The 16,152-nt window shown below is 65.7% G+C and carries 16 protein-coding genes; 9 read left to right on the top strand and 7 right to left on the bottom strand.

The features are described from left to right. Window positions 1–39 precede the first annotated feature (39 nt). The 5 genes from MUO23_00665 to MUO23_00645 form a co-directional block, all read right to left on the bottom strand. Window positions 40–426: a hypothetical protein gene (locus tag MUO23_00665; GenBank protein ID MCJ7511462.1), complete on the bottom strand. Its 387-nt coding sequence runs from the start codon at window positions 424–426 to the stop codon at window positions 40–42. A gap of 81 nt (window positions 427–507) precedes the next feature. Then, a complete protein-coding gene (locus MUO23_00660; GenBank protein MCJ7511461.1) occupies window positions 508–996 on the bottom strand; it encodes a GtrA family protein in 489 nt (162 codons plus the stop codon). Next, window positions 993–1,943: an SDR family oxidoreductase gene (locus MUO23_00655; GenBank protein MCJ7511460.1), complete on the bottom strand. Its 951-nt coding sequence runs from the start codon at window positions 1,941–1,943 to the stop codon at window positions 993–995. The genes MUO23_00660 and MUO23_00655 overlap by 4 nt, the downstream gene beginning before the upstream one ends. A gap of 124 nt (window positions 1,944–2,067) precedes the next feature. Beyond that, entirely contained in the window at window positions 2,068–3,714 is a 1,647-nt protein-coding gene (locus MUO23_00650) for a G5 domain-containing protein (protein ID MCJ7511459.1), read from the bottom strand. Window positions 3,715–3,720: 6 nt separating this feature from the next. After that, window positions 3,721–4,290 carry a hypothetical protein gene (locus MUO23_00645; protein ID MCJ7511458.1) on the bottom strand — a complete coding sequence of 190 codons (570 nt, stop codon included), beginning with the start codon at window positions 4,288–4,290 and terminating at the stop codon, window positions 3,721–3,723. 48 nt (window positions 4,291–4,338) lie between these two features. Between MUO23_00645 and scpB the strand changes: the two genes are divergently transcribed. The 8 genes from scpB to rsmD are packed head-to-tail and all read left to right on the top strand — an operon-like array spanning window position 4,339 to window position 13,086. Then, the gene (scpB, locus tag MUO23_00640) at window positions 4,339–4,923 is read left to right on the top strand and encodes an SMC-Scp complex subunit ScpB (GenBank protein ID MCJ7511457.1); all 585 of its coding nucleotides are present in this window, start codon (window positions 4,339–4,341) and stop codon (window positions 4,921–4,923) included. Next, window positions 4,923–5,699, top strand: a complete 777-nt coding sequence (locus tag MUO23_00635; protein MCJ7511456.1) for an rRNA pseudouridine synthase — start codon at window positions 4,923–4,925, stop codon at window positions 5,697–5,699. The genes scpB and MUO23_00635 overlap by 1 nt, the downstream gene beginning before the upstream one ends. After that, a complete protein-coding gene (locus tag MUO23_00630) occupies window positions 5,696–9,052 on the top strand; it encodes a TIGR03663 family protein (GenBank protein ID MCJ7511455.1) in 3,357 nt (1,118 codons plus the stop codon). The genes MUO23_00635 and MUO23_00630 overlap by 4 nt, the downstream gene beginning before the upstream one ends. Window positions 9,053–9,100: 48 nt before the next feature. Further along, complete coding sequence (sucC, locus tag MUO23_00625; GenBank protein ID MCJ7511454.1) at window positions 9,101–10,246, top strand: ADP-forming succinate--CoA ligase subunit beta; 1,146 nt, start codon at window positions 9,101–9,103, stop codon at window positions 10,244–10,246. Further along, window positions 10,243–11,115: a succinate--CoA ligase subunit alpha gene (gene sucD, locus MUO23_00620; GenBank protein MCJ7511453.1), complete on the top strand. Its 873-nt coding sequence runs from the start codon at window positions 10,243–10,245 to the stop codon at window positions 11,113–11,115. Before sucC ends, sucD begins: the two co-directional genes overlap by 4 nt. 14 nt (window positions 11,116–11,129) lie before the next feature. Then, window positions 11,130–11,492 carry a hypothetical protein gene (locus tag MUO23_00615; GenBank protein MCJ7511452.1) on the top strand — a complete coding sequence of 121 codons (363 nt, stop codon included), beginning with the start codon at window positions 11,130–11,132 and terminating at the stop codon, window positions 11,490–11,492. Beyond that, complete coding sequence (locus MUO23_00610; GenBank protein MCJ7511451.1) at window positions 11,489–12,475, top strand: hypothetical protein; 987 nt, start codon at window positions 11,489–11,491, stop codon at window positions 12,473–12,475. The genes MUO23_00615 and MUO23_00610 overlap by 4 nt, the downstream gene beginning before the upstream one ends. Window positions 12,476–12,510: 35 nt before the next feature. Continuing rightward, on the top strand, window positions 12,511–13,086 hold the full coding sequence (gene rsmD, locus MUO23_00605; protein ID MCJ7511450.1) for a 16S rRNA (guanine(966)-N(2))-methyltransferase RsmD: 576 nt from the start codon (window positions 12,511–12,513) through the stop codon (window positions 13,084–13,086). Between the two features lie 757 nt (window positions 13,087–13,843). Here rsmD and MUO23_00600 read toward each other — a convergent pair. Both MUO23_00600 and MUO23_00595 read right to left on the bottom strand, forming a co-directional pair. After that, window positions 13,844–14,353 carry an NUDIX domain-containing protein gene (locus tag MUO23_00600; protein ID MCJ7511449.1) on the bottom strand — a complete coding sequence of 170 codons (510 nt, stop codon included), beginning with the start codon at window positions 14,351–14,353 and terminating at the stop codon, window positions 13,844–13,846. A gap of 9 nt (window positions 14,354–14,362) precedes the next feature. Further along, window positions 14,363–15,790: a class II fructose-bisphosphate aldolase gene (locus tag MUO23_00595; protein ID MCJ7511448.1), complete on the bottom strand. Its 1,428-nt coding sequence runs from the start codon at window positions 15,788–15,790 to the stop codon at window positions 14,363–14,365. A 172-nt stretch (window positions 15,791–15,962) separates the two neighbouring features. Between MUO23_00595 and MUO23_00590 the strand changes: the two genes are divergently transcribed. Further along, window positions 15,963–16,152: hypothetical protein (locus MUO23_00590; GenBank protein MCJ7511447.1), on the top strand; the 190-nt coding region annotated here is incomplete at its 3' end.

Raw genomic sequence — 16,152 nt, 5'->3', positions numbered from 1 at the left:
GGTCGGGGGAGGTCCTTTCGGTCGGCGCCCGCACTCGGCTCAATCCATGTCTTGCTTGAGTTCGCCGGTGTCGGTAGTGTGCAGGCGCTCCGGCTCATCAAGCAAGACGTCGAAGACCTCGAACGTCAGCTCGGCCATCATGGGCGGCAGAGGGACTGTAGCCGGGAGCCGGGCGCGCTCGGTGGGCGGAGGAGGGACCGGGCGCCGCGCCGGCGCCCGGTCGTAGGTTCGCTTGCGCAGAATCCTCGGATCATCAGTCAGCCAGCCCACGTAGTAGCCCTCGACATCATAGACCTGCCGGGCCGTCGTCGCCCAGCCGACCCACTCCCCCAGCGCGTTATACAGGTAGGGGAACACCATGAAGGCTTCGCAATCGCCCTTGGTGTTGTAGATCGGGATTATCTTGGCTGGGGGTTTGGCGGTCATGCGCTCGCCCACGCTCGTCCCGTATCCCAGATTATACAGGCCCTGGGGACCGACCCAGCTTGCAGACAGCCATCGCCTGGCTCACTCGACATCGGCGTAGGTCCAGAGACGGTTGGCCAGGAAATTCCAGAACAGGACGACGATCACAGCCGTGGCCAGCGCCAGGTTGGCACCTAGCACCTCCGCGGGGGGCAGGCTGGGGAGCGGCCCGGTCATGTCCTCGGCGGCGGCGGTCAGGCCGGAGGCGATCGTGGTCATCGGGCCTACGAGCACGGCGACCAGCGGGGTTCGGATGGCCAGCCCGATCGCCGAGATGAGGGCGAACTGTCCGGCTTGGCGATGAAGCGGCTTGCTGCGGGAATCCGGGTAGGTCCAGTAGCGATTCCAGATGAAGTTGCTGGTCACCGCCGCCGTGAAGGACAGAATGCTCGCCGGCACAACGGCGAATCCGGCGAAGCGGATGAGCAGGTTGAAGACGCCGAAGTCCACTACCGCGCCCAAAAGGCCGACGACGGCGAACTTGGCGAAGCGCGAGGTTTCCCGCCTGCGCCGGGTGGTCGCCAGGCTCACAGGCGTGCCTGGAAATCGGCGATCGTCGCCTGCAGGCCGGCCTCAAGCTCGGTGACCGGGAACCAGTCCAATACCTGGCGGGCCCGGCTGATATCGGGCTGGCGCCGCTGGGGGTCTGCCGGTGCCCGCCCTTCGGGTACGTACTGCTCGCCGGCGGGGTTCGCCGTCATCCGGTTCACCACATCAGCCAGATAGGCGATGGTGATTTCCGTCGGGTTGCCGAGATTGACCGGCTCATGCGAGTCCGACATCAGCAAACGGTACAGCCCCTCGACCAGATCATCGATGTAGCAGAAGGACCGAGTCTGCAGGCCTTCGCCGTAGAGAGTCAGGGGTTGCCCCTGCAGCGCCTGACAGATGAAATTGGGGACCACTCGGCCGTCATCCAGGCGCATCCGGGGCCCGTAGGTGTTGAAGATCCGGGCGATGCGGGTGTCTAGTCCGTGGTAACGGTGATAGGCCATCGTGATAGCCTCGGCGAAGCGCTTGGCTTCGTCGTACACCGAACGCGGCCCCGCCGGGTCGACGTGGCCCCAATAGGTCTCGCGCTGCGGATGTTCTTGCGGATCGCCGTAGACCTCCGAGGTTGAGGCCAAGAGGAAGCGCGCCCGATTGGCGCGGGCCAGCCCAAGGGCGTTGTGTGTGCCCAGCGCTCCGACCTTGAGCGTTTGAATCGGAAGCTGAGGGTAGCCGTACGGAGAGGTCGGGTTCGGGCTGGCAGGGGAGGCGAGATGAAGCACGGCGTCGACATGGCCGGGGATGAAGGTGAAGTTGGAGACATCATGCTTGATGAAGTGGAAATCCTCCCGGCCCGCCAGGTGGGCGATGTTCTCGACCTGCCCCGTCACCAGGTTGTCGACGACGACGACCTGATGCCCCTCGGCGAGCAGCCGGTCACAAAGATGGGAGCCGATGAAACCGGCTCCGCCCGTTACCAGGACTCTCACTGAATCGTCCTCCTTTGCTGCCCGCCGCTGGCCGACAGGCATCATCTCTCGCTGAGCGCCGGGCGCTGCTCCGCTGGTCAAGGATGGCGAGCAGGGTCCATCAACTCCCTGTGCGGACCCGGCCTCAGGAGCCGCCTTTCCAGTCCATGGCCGCAGTCTGGTTGTCGCCCGTCAGCCTCTGGCCCTGGCCCGTCTGCGCATCCACGATCCACAAGTCGCCGCGGTACAGCACCGCCACCCGATCGGCGGATGGTGACCAGGCAAGCGGCCGGGGTGTCAGCCCTGCCTCACCAGGTGGTGGGAAGAGGAGAGAGGCGTTGCTGCCATCGCGGTCGACGATGCTCAACTGATAGCTGCTGTTCTGGCTCTCCAGGGGCGCCAGCGCCTGGAGGTAGGCGATCCGGTAGGCCAATTCTCCGCCGGCCTCAATCTGGGCCGGGGAAACCGCCGGATACGAGAACATCCCGGCCTGGCCGATGAGCGGCACGGCGGTTGCGGAATCCCCGATCCATGCAGAAAGATCAAATGCCGGCGAGGAGGCTGGGCTTTCCAGACCCTGGGGTGGAGCGTGGTCAACGAAGTACAGCGACTGGTTGTCGCCTCCCCAGGCCACGCCCGGAACCCAAGCCCAGTCCGAGAACGACTGGTACGGCTGAATCTCAACCAGGGGCAGGAGCCCGGGCTCGTCGAGGGGGACCCGCCCGATGCCATCCGCCCGGGCATAAGCGAGTTGGCTGCCGTCGGGGGCCCAGGCGAAGGAAGTGCCCCACCAGCCGTACTGGCCGCCGGCGTTGCTCTCGACGATCTGCTCTCGGTCGGCGACCCTTCCGGCGAATGTCAGGGTGAGCAGCCAGAGGTCGTTGTTGGCCTGCCAGCCGGGGGCGCCCGGGCTGGGTTCGACTGTGGAGTAGGCGAGCGTGTAGCCGTCGATTGCCTGGGGCGACCAATCGGCGAAGTGCACGATATTGCTGACCTGAAGGTCGATCGGTTCGGTCGCGGCTTCGGAGGTCGAGACGATCCACAGGCGATTGATTTCCGCTGACGACGGATCGGCGGGGGCTTGCGAGAACAGCAGCCAGCGGCCGTCTGGCGACAGGCGGAAGACACGGCCGTCAAGGTTCTCGCCGACGACGATCGGTCGCCGGTTCCGCGTGTCGTCGCGGATGATCCAGGCATTCCCTCCAGAGAGGTAGGCCAGCACACCCTCGACGGAGAGCGGAGCGTAAGAGAGCTGCGCCCCGATCATCACGATCTCCGGCACCGGAGCTTCGGCCACCACCACCTTCACCGCTGTCCGGGAGGCAGGCTTGCCCTCCTCCTCGACGACGCGGTAGGTGATCTCCTGCAGGCCGTTCATGCCAGGCTGCAGCAGACGGCTCTCCCCTTCAGGCATCGCTTCGTTGCGGATCGTCTGGCGCTCGAAGGGCACGACTTCGGTTTCGACTTCAAACCGCTCGTTGACTCGCGTGACCATGATGTGCGTGCCGTCGGAGAGCACGGCGTAGGCCGGAGGCTCCAGTCGGTCGGAGGCCCCCAGGTTGACCCCCGCCGTTTCCAAGGCCTGGAGCGCCGTAGAGCCGGCCGGGACACGCGCGGCGAGCTCCTCGCCATCGGCGATGATGGTTACGTTGAGATCCCCGGCGGTTGTGATCGGTGCAGCGCAACCGGCAAGCCCGAGGGCCAGGAACATCCACAGGGAGGTCAGCCGGAGGCTTGCGTGGGGTGGCATCATGCCGAGGGCAATGCCGGACCGGGCTGGTATAATCCCCATCCGGCCCTAGTGCAGCTCACCGACGATGGCGATCTGTCCCTCATCGACCACCAGGGAAGTGACCCGGACGCCGGTCGCCAAAGATCCCAGGGGCCCGGAAAGCAACTCCGTCAGGACGGCTGAGATACTCTCCTTGACTGCCTCCGGTGCTGGTGCTGGGCCCAAATCCGCCGACTCGATCCGGAAGGCGATGCCGCCCTCGGGATTCACCTCTGGCACAATCGTGACCAGCAAGCCGGCTTTCAGCACGCCCTGCTGGACCGTCCCCTGGATCCGCAGCCGGCCGTCGCGCAGGCTCACCTGGGGATCGGAGAACACGGGATCTTGCTGCTTGGCCAGATATGAGCTTAGATAGCCTGTCAGCTGAGCTTCGTCGAGGATGAAGACGACTTCCCCAGACTCGGATGCGCCTTCGACTGCGGACCGCCAGACCTGGTCCAGGCTGGCGGCGGGTCCGCTGGCCGGGGTCACCGGCTGCGGCGGAGGCGGCGGACCCCCCAAATCGATCTGGCACGCCAGTGTGGCGGCGGTCAGGGTCAGGGCTGCCAGTATGATTGGGAGGCGCTTGTCGGTCATCATCTCATGAGCACGTTGCAGGAGTCTCAATCGAACCGAGATTATAGCATGCCGGCTTCCGCGCCTGCTGCAGATGGGCTGACGCAGCGTCTGGAAGCGCTTCTGTTTGTGGCCGGGGGTCCGGCGACGGCCGCCCAGCTGGCGGCGGCGCTGGGCGTCTCGCCCCGCGAGGTCGAGCATGGGCTGCAAACGCTCGACCAGGCCTCGGCGGGGCGCGGGATTCGCCTGCAGTGGCATCACGGTGCTGTTCAGCTGACGACCGCCTCGGAGCTTGCCCAGGACGTCGAACACTTCCTCAACCTGGAGGGAACGACGCGCCTAACGCGCGCCGCCCTGGAGGTGTTGGCGATCGTGGCCTATGAGCAGCCGGTCACGCGTCCCAAGATCGACTCTGTGCGTGGCGTGAATTCCGAAACCGCGCTGCAGACGCTGCTGCGGCACGGATTGGTCGAAGAGGTCGGGCGGGCGGAGGGCGCCGGGCGTCCGATCCTGTACGCCACGACGCCGGAATTCCTCCAGCACTTCGGCCTGACGCGGCTGAGCGAGCTGCCTCCGCTGCAAGTCGAGGCTCGCGCCGAGTCGGCGCCGGCGGAGGATCCGCCGTCCGCACCCGCGGGGGACGAGGGCGGCTGATGGGCATTCGTCTGCAGAAAGCGCTCGCCCAGGCCGGCGTGGGCTCCCGGCGCGCCTCGGAGGATCTCGTCCGCTCCGGGCGAGTTCGCGTGAATGGCAAGGTGGCGGTCCTGGGGATGGTCGTCGAGCCAGACACCGACCACATTGAGCTGGACGGACTGCCGCTTGGCCGCGCCGAATCTCTGGCGTACCTCATGCTGAACAAGCCGCGCGGCGTGCTGTCTTCCTTGCGAAGCCAAGGAGGTCGGCCAACCGTCCGCGACCTGGTGCCGGCTGATCTACGCTTGTATCCGGTGGGCCGCTTGGACATGCAGAGCGAAGGCCTGCTGCTGATGACCAATGACGGCCCGCTGGCGCAGCGGCTGACCCATCCCCGCTACGGACATGAGAAGACCTATCAGGTCCTGCTGGATCATCGGCCGACCTCGGCGCAACTCGCCGCTTGGGGCCGCGGCATTACCCTGAAGGATGGAACCCGATTCGGTCCGGCGCAGGTCAGTCTGCAACCTCGGAAGGATGACGATCGCTGGGTGGAGGTCGTGCTGCGGGAAGGCCAGAAGCGGCAGGTGCGGCTCAGTGCGCAAGCATTGGGTTTGAGTGTGCGCAGGCTGATTCGCACCGGGTTCGCTGGCCTGGTGCTCGGGGCATTGGCTCCCGGTAAGTGGCGGGCGTTGAGCGGGCGCGAGGTCGGGCGCCTGCGCCGACAGCCTGAGAGAGGCGGGGAACTCGGGCCCGCCATGGCGAACCCCAGGGTGGAGAAGGTGGGCAATCAATGAACCAGCCAAAGGGCAAGACGACTGCCGCCCAAGCCGGCGACGACATCCTCGACCGCAAGCTGACGATCCGTTGGGAGATCGTCGCCTTCGTGCTGCTCGTGGTGCTCGCGGTGATCACCCGCTTCGCCGACCTGGAGACCCGGGTGATGAGCCACGACGAGAGCCTGCATACCTACTACTCCTGGCTGTACTCCCAGGGGCGCGGCTTCCAGCACACACCGCTGATGCACGGCCCGCTACAGTTTCACCTGGTGGCGGCTTCGTTCTTCCTCTTCGGGGACACCGATACCACGGCACATTTCCCTGCGGCCCTGGCCGGGGCGATGGCGGTCGGGATGTTGTGGTATTTCCGCCGCTGGTTGGGGACGCTGGGGGCGATCGCCGCCGCGGCGCTGATGCTGGTCTCTCCCTACATGCTGTACTACTCGCGCTACGTTCGTAACGAGGCCTTCGTGGTCGTCGAGGGGCTGTTGATGTTCCTGGCGGTGTTTCGCTACTTCGAAACCCGTCAGAGCCGCTGGCTGTACCTGCTGGCGGCGGCGCTGTCGCTCCACGCCGCAACCAAGGAAACACACTTCATCTATGTCGCCCAACTGCTGGTATTCCTGGCGGTTGCCCTGGCCTGGCAGCTGTTGCGAACCCGCTGGCCAAGGCCTGGGCTGAAGACCGGGTTCGTGGTCGGTCTGATGGCGGCGGGATTCGGGGCTCTTGTCGCCCTGCTGACTCTGGTGAGCGAGCGCTCCGGTGGCGGGCTGGTGGCCACCGGCGAGACCGCTGCCCCGCTCGATCCCGGCGAGGTCGTCGCCGCCGCCGGTGCCTTCCAGTCGCCGCTGGTGGCGATCGGAATCCTGCTGGCCCTGGCCGGAGCCGTGCTGCTGGCCGTGACGCTGATCCTCGCCTTTGGCCGACGACTTCGCACCCATTTCGCCTACCTCGACCTGCTGGTGATCAGCGGCACCCTGACGCTGCCGCTGCTGGCTTCGATCCCGGCCAACCTCCTCGGTTGGGATCCGCTGGCGTACTCCGATCCGCAGTCGGTGAACAAGACCGGTGCCGTCTTGTTGCTGCTAGTCGGGATTTCGGCCGTGGTCGGCCTGGTGTGGGACTGGCGCCGCTGGCTGATCGCGGCTGGGGTGTTCGCCGCGATCTTCGTGCCTCTGTACTCGTCCCTGTTCACCCATGGCCCAGGCGTGCTATCAGGCCTGGTAGGTTCACTGGGGTACTGGCTGGTCCAGCATGGCGTTGAACGCGGCAGTCAACCTCTGTACTACTATTTGCTGATTCAACTGCCGATGTATGAATTCCTGCCGGCGCTGGCCGCCCTGCTCGCCGGGATCTACGCCCTGGCCGGACTGCATCGCAAGCCGGGTGAGCCTGGCCCGGACTTGCAGGCTCGCTTCCCGGTCCCGGAGTTCCTGGCCTACTGGTGCCTCACCTCGCTGGTCCTGTACACGTTCGCCGGGGAGCGCATGCCGTGGCTGACGGTGCATATCACCCTGCCGATGATTCTGCTGGGCGGGTGGGGAATCGGCCGGCTTCTGGAGAGCATTGACTGGAGTGCTTTTTCTCGGGGCCGTGCCTGGTTGGTTCTGCTCGGGGTCGGGTTGCTGCTGGTCTCGCTCCCCAAGGCACTGGGGGCTCTGCTCGGGAGCCCGCCGCCTTTTCAGGGGAAGGAGATGCTTCAGCTCGAAGCCACGACCGGCTTCCTGGCCGCGACCGCGGCCAGCATCGGGGCGATTGTGCTGCTTGTCTTCGCCATGCGCGGTTGGAGCTGGAAACGCTTGGGTCAACTGCTGCTGGTAGGGTTCGCTGGGCTGCTGTACCTGCTGACGGCTCGGGCGGCTTTTCGGGCGGCGTACATCACCCCGGATCTGGCGACCGAGTTCCTGGTCTACGCCCACTCCTCGCCGGCGGTCAAGGTTGTGCTGGGGCAGGTTGAGGACCTTTCGCGGCGGATGAACGACGGGTTGTCGATCGATGTTGCCTATGATGATGACGTCTCCTGGCCGTATTCGTGGTACTTCCGCAACTACCGGAATGTGCACTACTACGGGCCGAACCCGACCCGGGAGCTGCTCAACTATCCCGTGATCATCGCCGGCGACAACAACTGGGCGAAGATCGAGCCCCTGCTGGGCGATCGCTACCAGTCGTTCGAGTACATCCGCATGTGGTGGCCGACCCAGGAGTACTTCGGCCTGACCTGGGAAAGGATTCGCGGAGCCCTGACTTCGGCGGAGTATCGCCAGGCGTTGATGGACATCTGGCTCAACCGGGACTATACGGCTTACGGCGAGCTTCGTGGGATCGACTTCTCCCAGAAGAATTGGAGTCCATCGGACCGGATGAAGCTCTTCATCCGCAAGGATATCGTCAGCCAGGTGTGGGACTACGGAGCGGCACCGGAGGCGCTGGCGCCGGTCACATTCGTCGACCCGTACGAAGGCGGCATGAGTCTCAAAGCGGCGGAACCCATCCTGGGGTTCACTGGAACTTCAGCCGGCCAGTTTTCGAAGCCGCGGGCAATCGACGTGGCGCCGGACGGCAGCCTGTACGTGGCTGACACGCTCAACCACCGCATCCAGCACCTCGCCCCCACGGGGGAGGTGCTGCAGGTGTGGGGGGAGCTGGGCCGCCTCGACCAGGGGGAGGCTCCGGGAGGCACCTTCAACGAGCCGTGGGATGTTGCGGTGGCGCCTGACGGTAGCGTGTACGTTGCCGACACCTGGAATCACAGGGTGCAGCACTTCGGCCCTACGGGTGAGTTCTTGGGCATGATCGGGACCTTCGGCCAGGCCGAATCGCCGACGGCATTCTGGGGGCCGAGGTCGGTGGCCGTCGACGAGCAAGGACGCCTGTTCGTATCCGATACCGGCAACAAGCGGGTCGCCATCTTCGACGATCAGGGCGCCTCTCTCGGCCAGTTCGGTGTCCCCGGCTACCTTGAAGGCCAGCTGGATGAGCCGGTGGGCCTGGCGGTCGACAATGAGGGGCGGGTCTACATCGCCGATACCTGGAACCAACGGATCCAGGTCTTCGAAGAGACGGAGCCGAACGTGTTCGAGCCGATCCGGGAATGGCCGATTGAGGGTTGGTACGGACAGTCCCTCGACAACAAGCCGTATCTGGCGGTCTCGTCGGAGGGGATTGTGTGCGCCTCCGACCCTGAGGGGTACCGGGTGTTGTGCTTCGATCAGACCGGCAAATTTCTTCAGGGGTGGGGGGATTTTGGGGCTACGGAGTCAACCTTCGATCTCCCTACCGGCCTCGAGTTTGACGCTCAGGGCAATCTGTGGGTCGTGGACGCAGGCAACGGTCGTTTGATGCGCTTCAGTCTCGCCGATGGCGGGTGAGACCGGCGGCGGCGGGCTCAGACGGGACAACGGGACAAGGGAGTGTCGATGAAGCTACACGAATACCAGTCCAAGCAGCTGTTTGCACAATTCGGAATTCCGATCCCGAAAGGCCGGGTGGCGACAACTGCCTCCGAAGCCAAGGGGATCGCTGAGGAGTTGGGCGGCCGGGTTGTGGTCAAGGCGCAGGTCCTGGTAGGCGGCCGAGGCAAGGCCGGCGGCATTCGCCTGGCGACGTCGCCGGAGGAGGCCCAAGAGATGGCGACCCACGTCCTGGCGATGGAGATCAAGGGTCTTCCTGTCCGGAAAGTCCTGGTCGACGAAGCCGCGGAGATCCAGACGGAGATCTACCTCGGCGTGACCAATGACCGGGCGAACCGCTGCCCGGTGATGATCGCCTCGGCCGAAGGCGGCGTGGACATCGAGGAGGTGGCCCGCACCGTCCCCGGGCGCATTGTCCGCGCCCTCATCGATCCACTGCTAGGACTGCGCGAATACCAGGCGCGAGATCTGGCGGCCTCGATCGAGCTGCCCCGCGACTTTTGGAAGGATTTCATCGAAATCGCCCTTGCTCTGTACAAGGCCTACCGGGACTCAGATGCCACGTTGGCCGAGATCAACCCGTTGGTGATCACCAAGGACGGCCGGCTGCTGGCGCTGGATGGGAAGGTTGTGCTGGACGATAACGCCTTGTTCCGACAGCCGGGGCTGGCGGAGATGCGCGATCTGGACGAGGAAGCACCGGCCGAACAAGAAGCCCGCAAGTATGGCCTCAGCTATGTGAAACTCGATGGCAACATCGGCTGCCTGGTGAACGGGGCCGGGCTGGCGATGGCCACCATGGATGTGATTCAGTTGCATGGCGGTACCCCCGCCAACTTCCTCGACATCGGAGGCGGGGCCGGCGCCGACAAGGTCGCTGCGGCACTGCGCATGGTGTTCGCCGACCTGCGGGTCAAGGCCGGGCTGATCAATGTCTTCGGCGGCATCACTCGCTGTGATGAGGTTGCCCGTGGGCTACTGTTGGCCCTGGAGCAGCTCAAACCCAAGATCCCGATCGTCGTCCGCCTCGTTGGCACGAATGAGCAGGAGGGACGGGAGCTCCTGGCCCAGGCGAAGCTGGAGACCGCAACAACCTTGGAGCGGGCTGCCCAGCGCGTCGTTGAGCTGGCGGGCCAGGGGGGGACGGCATGAGCATTCTTGTCGATCGAGACACCCGCCTGGTTGTTCACGGGATCACCGGCCGAGAGGGCACCTTCCACACGGCTCAGATGCTGGACTACGGCACGAAGGTCGTCGCCGGGATGACGCCCGGCAAGGGTGGCGAGTGGGTCTTCGGCGGCAAGATTCCGGTCTTCGACACCGCCAAGCTGGCGGTCGAGGCTACCGGCGCCAACTGCAGCGTGATCTTCGTCCCCGCCCGCTTCGCCGCCGACGCGGCGATGGAGGCCGCCGATGCCGGGGTGGAACTGGTGATCATCATCACTGAAGGCATCCCGGTGCAGGACATGATGCAGGTGCGCCGCTATATGGACCAGAAAGGCGTGCGCCTGGTGGGACCGAACTGCCCAGGCGTGCTGACTCCGGGCGAGTGCAAGGCCGGTATCATCCCGGCTCAGGTGGCGATCCCCGGGAGTGTCGGGGTAGTGTCGCGTTCGGGCACGCTCACCTATGAGGTGTTGTATGCCTTGAAGCAGGTCGGGATGGGCGTTTCGACGTGTGTCGGAATCGGAGGCGACCCGATCAACGGTACTTCTTTCGTCGACGCACTCGACATGTTCGAAGGGGATGGCCAGACCGAGTCGGTGGTCCTGATCGGAGAGATCGGCGGGACCGATGAGGAACGGGCTGCCGAGTTCATCGCCGATCATGTGAGCAAGCCCGTCGTCGGCTTCATCGCCGGCCGGACCGCACCCCCGGGCAAGCGCATGGGCCACGCCGGTGCAATTGTCGAAGGCGGCACCGGCCTTGCGGCGGACAAGGTGCGCTCTCTGGAGGCGGCCGGAGTCCGCGTCGCTGAGACCCCGGAAGCAATCCCGGCCCTGCTGGCGGGCAGCCAATAGGCGGGAGGTGAGGCATGGCTAAGCGCAAGCAGGTGCAAACAGCTTCTCAGCCGGGCAGGACCGAGCCCCTCCCGCCGCTCGACCAGGCCTGGGCCGCCTATGGGGCCGAGGATCTGGCGCAAGCGCAGCGGATCGTGGGTGAGCTGCTGCCTCAGGCCCCGGGGGATGTCGAAGCCGCTTATCTGGCCGGTCTGGTGTGGCGCGCCCAAGGCAAGGCCCAAGAGGCGCGGCTGGCCTTTCAAACCGTGGTCGACAACCACCACCAGATCGAGGACCACACCCGGGGCCGGATGTTGCGGCGACTGGCAGTTGGGCATCTGAACCAGATCACCCGCGGCGTGTGGGATCTCGAGCCGGAGACCTGGGAACGGGCATGACGACCAAGCGCGAGCGTCTGCAGGCCGCGATCCGAGGGGAGGTGGCCGATCGTCTGCCGGTTGCGCTGTGGCGTCACTTCCCAGTGGATGACCAGGACTCACACAGCCTGGCCCAGGCCACCCTGGCTTTCCAGCGCGAGTTCGACTTCGACCTGGTCAAGGTGACGCCAGCCTCCTCTTTCTGCGTTCGAGATTGGGGCGTCGCCGATGTGTGGGAGGGGAACCCGGAAGGAACCCGCCGCTACACCCAGCGGGCCGTCAGGCTCGCCGAGGATTGGCTCAGGCTGCCCGTGCTCCCCGGCGATTCCCCATCGCTGCGCTCCCAGCTCGATTGTCTCCAGCAGGTTGTTCAAGGTGTGGCGGATGGGACGCCGGTTCTGCAGACCGTGTTCAGCCCGCTGGCCCAGGCCAAGAATCTGGCCGGGGAGACGCTGCTGTTTGAGCATCTGCACAGCTCGCCGGATCAGGTCCTGCGGGCGCTGGAGGTGATCACCCAGACGACGATCGACTTCGTGCAAGCAGTTTCACGAACGGGGATCGCTGGGATCTATTATGCCGTCCAACATGGGAGCTACCGGTTCTTCGATCGGGCCGGGTATGCTCGATTTGGGGAGCCGTTTGATCGCCGCATACTCGAAGCCGGCCAGGGGCTGTGGTGCAATCTGCTGCATCTGCATGGGGAGGCGGTGATCTTCGAGCTGGCTGAAAGCTATCCGGTGCAGATCGTGAACTGGCATGACCGTGACACACCGCCCAGCTTGGCCGAAGCCCGGGGTCGGGTGCGGGGCGCGGTCTGCGGTGGGCTGCGGCGGAACGAGACGATGGTCCTGGGAGATCCGGCGGGGGTACGGCTCGAGGCCGAGGGCGCGATTCGCAGCGTGTCCGGCAAGGGCCTGCTGCTGGGGACAGGGTGCGTCACGCCGGTTCACGCGCCGCGGGCAAACTTCCTGGCTGCCCGCATCTCCGTCGAGAACTGCGCATAGCCACGAAGGCGGCCAAGTCTGTGGCGGGATTGCGGGTGAGCGCAGGTCGGGCGAAGGGCCGACGCCTGGAGATGGTGCCGGGCGACACCACCCGGCCGATTCCGGACCGGGTCAAACAAGCACTGTTCAACATCATCGGCGGCGACATCGCCGGAGCTCGGTTCCTGGACCTGTTCGCCGGCACCGGGGCGGTGGGGATCGAAGCCTTGAGCCGTGGCGCCGCTCAGGCCGTCTTCGTGGAGCGGACGCAGATTGCCGTCAGAACGATCCGCTCCAACCTGCAAGCGACTGGCCTGCAGGCTGGGGCCGAGGTGATCCAAACCGACGCCTTCACCTGGCTGCACCAGGCCCGCAGCAGGGTGTTTGAGTATGTCTACGTTGCCCCGCCTCAGTACAAAGAGCTGTGGTCGTCGGCCGTATCCGCGCTTGACCAGGCACCGGGCATCCTGGCGCCCGATGCCTGGGTCATCGCCCAACTTCATCCCCGTGAGTTCAAGCCGCTCCCGCTTTCCCGACTGACTCTGCGCGACCAGAGGAAGTACGGAGGCACACTGTTGGCCTTCTTCGCGGCCATTGAGCCCGATCTTCCGGGCGACTCGATTGGGCTGTAGGGTTCCCAAGGCCCAGGGCTGACAACCTCCTCTTTCAGTGAACGCCAGCGTCGTGCCGAATCCATCGCGGCCCTCGAATATCCAGCGCCTGGCTTCATCCTGGCGGCCGGAGTCACGTCGTGGCCAGTGCGTCGGGTGGAGGAGGGGGGGGTTGGTCCGACTCGAGCGGGTTCGGCCTGGCCGGGTTGAACGGCCTCCAGGTCCCAGACAGCTCCAATGTGCGGGTCATCGCTTTGGCGCCTTGGGTACTGACTGCGCCGTCGGCGGGCGCTTCGGGGTGAACAAGCTGCCGCGGCAAGATTGAGTCCTGCTGAAACTCGGGTCGCGGAGAGGGTCTCAACAAGAACAGCGTCTCGATCGGCGTCGAAAGCGACATCGGCCTGAGGAAGATCCGGGTCCGGTCCTAATCAGGTTGGGGTTCCCCACCGATTGCTTGGCTGGAGAGTCCTCATTGACCGCTTCCGCTGGATCCGGTGCAATGGCCCCGGCTTGACCGGCAGCCCCATTGGGACCGGAGCCGTTGGCTGCGTCGCAACAAGCGATGGGCGTCCCGCCACCGACCGGGTGGATGGCATTGACGCAACGGCTGAAGGGCTCGACGCGATCCAGGCCTGCAGGCCGGAGAGCGGGGCAACCCCATCCCGTGAGTTCGCCTAGTGAAAGCAGGAAAGGTCCGCGCCCTGCGGGGTGCGGTCCTTGGTTGGATGAGCTGAGAGCAGGCAAGGGGCGGCTGGCCCGCTGCTGCTCTCGGGCGCCTTCAGGCTTCCGACGGCGTGAAGCGTAGTTCGGCCCGGCCGTCGGAGGTGAAGCGATAGGAACCGGTGAAGGTGGTGCGCTCGCGGTAGCAGCGCAGCGCCAGCGGCAGGACCTGGGGAATGTCCTCGACCAGCGGGTGCTGGTCCAGCTCCTCGACCGGCACCCAGAGCGGCACTCCCTCAGGGCTCGAAACCGGTTCTCCGTCAGCCGAGCCCACGAACACGTACAGCCCAATTCCGGGCGTCTTGCCGACGTCGATCAGGATTGCACCGACCAGGCGCATCCGTGCCGCCGCCAGTCCGCACTCCTCGTCAACCTCGCGCCGGGCCGCATCCAGGGGTTCTTCGCCGGCCTCGATATGCCCGCCGATGCCGTTGAGCCGGCCGGCCCAGGCACCTTTCCCGGGGCCCAGGCGGATCATCAAGACCTCGCCCGGGCGGGTGAGGAAGGTCAGCGTGCGCGGGACGACCGCGTAGCGCCCAGGGTCCGGTCGCTGTCCCTCGCGGAACACGGTCAGCGCTCAGTCGGCCAGGTCGCGGACATCCTCCTCGACCCCGGCCGCCCTCAGGAAGGCTGCCAACGGCGCCCGGACTGCAACGGGCTTGACGTGTTGAGTCACCTCAGCCCGCGTGCCGCGGATATTCAATCGCTGAAAGAGTAGGCCGAACTGCTGCTCCCAGGCCGAGGTGACTTGGGCCAGAGCGTCGGCCGACATCTCCCAGAGCTGCCGCTTGAAGGGGCCGAGCGCCCGCTTGCGGGCGGCGTAGTAGAACTGCTCGTCTGTCTGGCCTTCCTTGCGCTCCTCGGGATGGTTCTTGGCCAGGTAGGCGTACATCTCTTGGCGCAGGAGTTCCGGCAGCCGATCGTAGAGCATGTTCTGGAAATTGGTGGCCAGGTGAACCTCGAGGGCGTTGGCCTCGGCGAACCGAGTGAAGGCTTCCTCGGGCAAGGTCGAAGCCCCGTGCTGAACGGCGCCGCCGAGTTTGTAGACCCTCTGCGACAGCAGGGAGAGCTTCTGCAGGGTCCCGAAGTCCACCTTGGCCTTGGCGATCGTCCCGTCGGGAAGGACCACCCCGCCATGGGACGTGCCGGTTTGGATGCTAATTTTCGACAGGCCGGGCCTGCCCCCAAGCGCGTGCGGCATCCACTCCTTGTACCCGTCCATGAAGGCGCGCAGTTCGGGTTCGGTGCTGTTGTGCCCGCCGACTTCGCCAATCTCCCCCCCGATCGAGACCACAACCCCCGGCGGCTCGACTTGGCGAATGAAGGCCGAGAACTCGGCGCACAGGGTGAAATTCACCCGCTGCTGCTCGCGCAGGGTCGGTTGATCGAGGTCCACCAGGGTGGAGGTGTCGATGTCGATGTTGAAGAACCCGGCGGTGATGGCTTCGGCGGTCAGGGCCTTGACTGCTTCGACCTCGGCGGTTGGGTTCTGCTTGAACTTCTTGGCGCTCACCTGGAAGTGATCGCCCTGGATGAAGACCGGGCCGCGGTAGCCCTCGGCGATGGCCGCCCCCAGGACGCAGGCGGCGTACTCCGCCGGCCGCTGATCGGTGTATCCTATCTCGGAGCGGGCTATCTCAAACAGGATGGCCTGGGCGTCGGCCGCTCGCGCTGCGCGGAAGACAGCTGTGGAGGCCTGGAAGGGCAAGGCGCGCAGGTTCATGGCCGGCACCGAGAAGTCGTTGCGGGTCTTGCCCGCGCCGCGGGCGAGATACAGCGAGTCGATCGAGGCCGGAAGGGCGCCGGATTCGACGGCCAGTTCCCGCACCAGCCAACAAGCCAGGCCTTTCTCGGGCTGGGCGCCCAGGCAGGCGATCCGCACTAGGCCCGCGATCCGCTGGCGCAGTACCTCGGGCTGGCGAACCGTCACCGTAGGCCCAGGCTCGATCGTAATGGCGTCGCCGAGAGTCTCGGCGACCCGCCGCAGGGTCTCCAAATTGGCCATCGCTCGCTCCTCAGGGGGTTGTCAGCCCCTAATGATAATACAGGCGGCTGGAACGGAAGGCCTGCACCGGTCAGCCGAACGTCAGGCGCCTCGGTTGTCAACAGTGGGTTTGGACGGTAAAATTCCTATGGCGCGCGTTCGAGGCGCAGGCCAAGTTCATGAGGAGAATGCGATGGGCGATCCATTGGGAAAAGTCACTTCGACCAGCGACCTGATCGGGGAGATCCGGGGGTTCCTTGCCGGGTTCGTGGGCTATGTCGACCGTGAGAACCGGCGAGCAGCGGATAAGATCCTTCGGGAAACCGTAGCCCAGCGGTACGAGGAGCAGTGGGCGAGGGTCTCTGAGCTGCAGAAGCGCCTGG

It is taken from the genome of Anaerolineales bacterium (assembly GCA_022866145.1).
In the GTDB taxonomy this organism is placed as follows: domain Bacteria; phylum Chloroflexota; class Anaerolineae; order Anaerolineales; family E44-bin32; genus PFL42.
This window is presented reverse-complemented; position numbering and strand designations above follow the sequence as displayed.